Origin of the sequence: Sphingobium sp. (genome assembly GCF_048594625.1) — a bacterium.
Classification (GTDB): Bacteria; Pseudomonadota; Alphaproteobacteria; order Sphingomonadales; family Sphingomonadaceae; genus Sphingobium.
The window spans coordinates 1-2,870 of sequence record NZ_JBMDWL010000129.1 but is presented as its reverse complement, the minus strand read 5'-3'; the positions used below and the strand labels follow the sequence as shown (position 1 = coordinate 2,870).

The following is a 2,870-nucleotide window of genomic DNA, read 5'->3' as shown; positions in this document are numbered from 1 at the left end:
CTGGCACAAAAAAAGGGCAGCCGCTGGCTGCCCTTTTTTTGTGGTTCAGCGACCATACATCGCCACATCGCATGATCCGCCACGCCGCCAAAGGCGGCTCGGTTGAACGACCCGTCAAATATGGAGGTTGTCATGGCCCTTTTTGCACTCGCCTTTCTCGCCGCCGCTTCGACGCCTTCGCCTGCAACATGTCAGGACCATAAGCCCAAAACGGTCAAACAGGATGAGGCCAAGGCCGGAACGTTGGCCCGGCAACCGCCCGCCGATCAGATCAAGGCGGTGCTGCATTCGGAAAATGGCTGCGCAAAGCCGGTGGTCACGCGCAAGAATGTCGGCACGGGGTCACCCGACGGCCAGCATCCGGATCAATAACCGCGATAATTATGCTTCTTGCGCCAGATGTTCCGGCTCGCCCGGTCCTGCTTGCGGTCGATGCGGGCGCGTTCATAGCGACTAAGGCCACCGCGGTCGCGACGGCTGCGATATTCGTAACGGTCGATCCGGCGCTGTTGCGCGTCCAGCCTGCGCGCTTCACGCGGGGTCAGGCGGCCGTTGCTGTAGCCGCGTTCGATCCGCTGATCCTGCCGCCACTGGCGATGGTTGACCTGCGCATCGGCGGGCATGGACGTCACCGTCATCACCATAGCGGCAGCGAGGGCTGACAGGGTCATCTTCATGAAAAAATCTCCTTTCCGCCCTCAACACGCGAAGGCAGGAAAGCGAGCCGGGCCTTATCGCCCTTTTGCCACGAAGCGCCTGATCGGCGGGTCAGAGCGGTATCGTGCTGATCGCCACATTGCCGAACATGACAAGACCCGCGACGATCATCAACGCGCCGCGCTTGCGGTCGCCCTTGCGCACGATCGCATAAATGCCGCCACCCGTCAGGAGCACCCCTGCGAGCATCAATATCGATAAAATCGTCCCAGCCATGCGTCCGGTCCATAAGGGGCAAGCTGGACGGTGGCAATTGCCGCCCCGTCCCCCTATGAGGCGCGAAGAACGAATCACCCCATGGATGCAGGGGCCGCATATATGAAAATCGCCATCGCTTCCGATCACGCCGCCGTCGACCTGAAGGCGGAACTGGCCCAATGGCTGCGCCAGGAAGGGCATGAGGTCGCCGACCTTGGCCCCGCAACCGCCGACCGGGTCGATTATCCCGATTTCGGTTACAAGCTGGCCACAGCCGTCGCATCGGGTGCCGCCGAACGCGGCATCGCGCTGTGCGGGTCCGGCATCGGCATTTCCATTGCGGTCAACCGCAATCCGGCATGCCGCTGCGCGCTGGTGGGCGAACCGCTGTCGGCCGCCCTGTCGCGCGAACATAATGACGCCAACGTCATCGCCATGGGCGCGCGCCTGACCGGCGTGGATATGGCCAAGGCATGCGTCACCGCGTTCCTGACCACCGAATTCGGCGGTGGCCGCCATGCGGGCCGCGTCGAAAAACTTTCCCAACCCGCCATCTGACCTGCGCTCTGAAAGGATTTTCGATGAGCATCGACACGCTTTCCCCCATCCGTCAGGCCGGTTTTTTCAATGAAGACCTATCCAGCGCCGATCCCGAAATTTTCGATGCCATCGGCAAGGAGCTGAAGCGCCAGCAGGACAAGATCGAACTGATCGCGTCGGAAAACATCGTGTCGAAGGCTGTGCTGGAAGCGGCCGGATCGATCTTCACGAACAAATATGCCGAAGGTTATCCGGGCAAGCGCTATTATGGCGGATGCGAATATGCCGACGTCGTCGAAACGCTGGCCATCGAACGCGCCAAGGCCCTGTTCGGCGCGAACTTCGCCAACGTCCAGCCCAATAGCGGCAGCCAGATGAACCAGGCCGTGTTCCTGGCGCTGCTCCAGCCGGGCGACACCTTCATGGGCCTCGACCTGTCGTCGGGCGGCCACCTGACCCACGGGTCGCCGGTCAACATGTCGGGCAAGTGGTTCAAGCCGGTCGCCTACGGGGTGCGCGAAGACGACCATACAATCGACATGGACGAAGTCGCCCGCATCGCGCGCGAAAACAAGCCCAAGCTGATCATCTGCGGCGGCACCGCCTATTCGCGCGTCTGGGACTTCAAGCGGTTCCGCGAAATCGCCGACGAAGTGGGCGCGTATCTGATGGCCGACATGTCGCATTTTTCCGGCCTCGTCGCCGGTGGCGCGCATCCTTCGCCGATCCCGCACGCCCATGTCACCACCACCACGACGCACAAGTCGCTGCGCGGTCCGCGTTCGGGCATCATCCTGAGCAACGACGAAGCCATCGCCAAGAAGATCAACTCGGCGATCTTCCCCGGCCTGCAGGGTGGCCCGCTGATGCACATCATCGCGGCCAAGGCCGTGGCTTTCAAGGAAGCGCTGTCGCCTGAGTTCAGGGCCTATGCCCATCAGGTCGTCGCCAATGCGCGCGCGCTGTCGGAAACGCTGGCCGATGCGGGCCTGTCGATCGTGTCGGGCGGCACCGACAACCACCTGTTGCTGGTCGACCTGCGCCCCAAGAACACCACGGGCAAGGCCGCGGAAAAGGCGCTCGACCGCGCCTACATCACCTGCAACAAGAACAACGTCCCGTTCGACACGGCCAGCCCGTTCGTCACATCCGGCATTCGTCTGGGCACGCCCGCAGGCACGACGCGCGGCTTTCGTGAAGAAGAATTCCGCGAAATCGGCCGCCTGATCGCGGAAGTCGTGGAAGGCCTCAACCGCAATGGCGAAGAAGGCGACGGTCAGGTCGAAGCGCATGTGCGCGAAAAGGTGCTGGGCCTGACGGCGCGGTTCCCGATCTACTAAGGACCAATGAGCCGTGGGGTTGGATGGTTTGGGGAAACCGGGTGAAATACAACATTTTTAGATATTGGTCGAAAA

At 62.2% G+C, this 2,870-nt stretch carries 5 protein-coding genes; 3 read left to right on the top strand and 2 right to left on the bottom strand.

Annotation, left to right across the window (positions count from 1 at the left end; translation table 11 throughout):
* Window positions 1-132: 132 nt before the first annotated feature.
* Window positions 133-372 (top strand): hypothetical protein, encoded by a 240-nt coding sequence (locus ACOJSJ_RS16575; protein ID WP_420146062.1) that lies wholly within the window; start codon window positions 133-135, stop codon window positions 370-372.
* On the opposite strand, the gene ACOJSJ_RS16570 is transcribed toward ACOJSJ_RS16575, so the two are convergent.
* Both ACOJSJ_RS16570 and ACOJSJ_RS16565 read right to left on the bottom strand, forming a co-directional pair.
* Window positions 366-677, bottom strand: coding sequence for a hypothetical protein (locus tag ACOJSJ_RS16570; protein WP_420146061.1), 312 nt, complete (start codon window positions 675-677; stop codon window positions 366-368). The two genes, ACOJSJ_RS16575 and ACOJSJ_RS16570, sit on opposite strands and share 7 nt — an antisense overlap.
* A gap of 91 nt (window positions 678-768) precedes the next feature.
* Window positions 769-933 carry a hypothetical protein gene (locus tag ACOJSJ_RS16565; RefSeq protein WP_420146060.1) on the bottom strand — a complete coding sequence of 55 codons (165 nt, stop codon included), beginning with the start codon at window positions 931-933 and terminating at the stop codon, window positions 769-771.
* Between the two features lie 102 nt (window positions 934-1,035).
* Here ACOJSJ_RS16565 and rpiB point away from each other — a divergent pair, with 102 nt between their 5' ends.
* Complete coding sequence (rpiB, locus tag ACOJSJ_RS16560; RefSeq protein ID WP_420146059.1) at window positions 1,036-1,473, top strand: ribose 5-phosphate isomerase B; 438 nt, start codon at window positions 1,036-1,038, stop codon at window positions 1,471-1,473.
* A 23-nt stretch (window positions 1,474-1,496) separates the two neighbouring features.
* Window positions 1,497-2,795, top strand: a complete 1,299-nt coding sequence (glyA, locus tag ACOJSJ_RS16555; RefSeq protein ID WP_420146058.1) for a serine hydroxymethyltransferase — start codon at window positions 1,497-1,499, stop codon at window positions 2,793-2,795.
* Window positions 2,796-2,870: the final 75 nt, after the last annotated feature.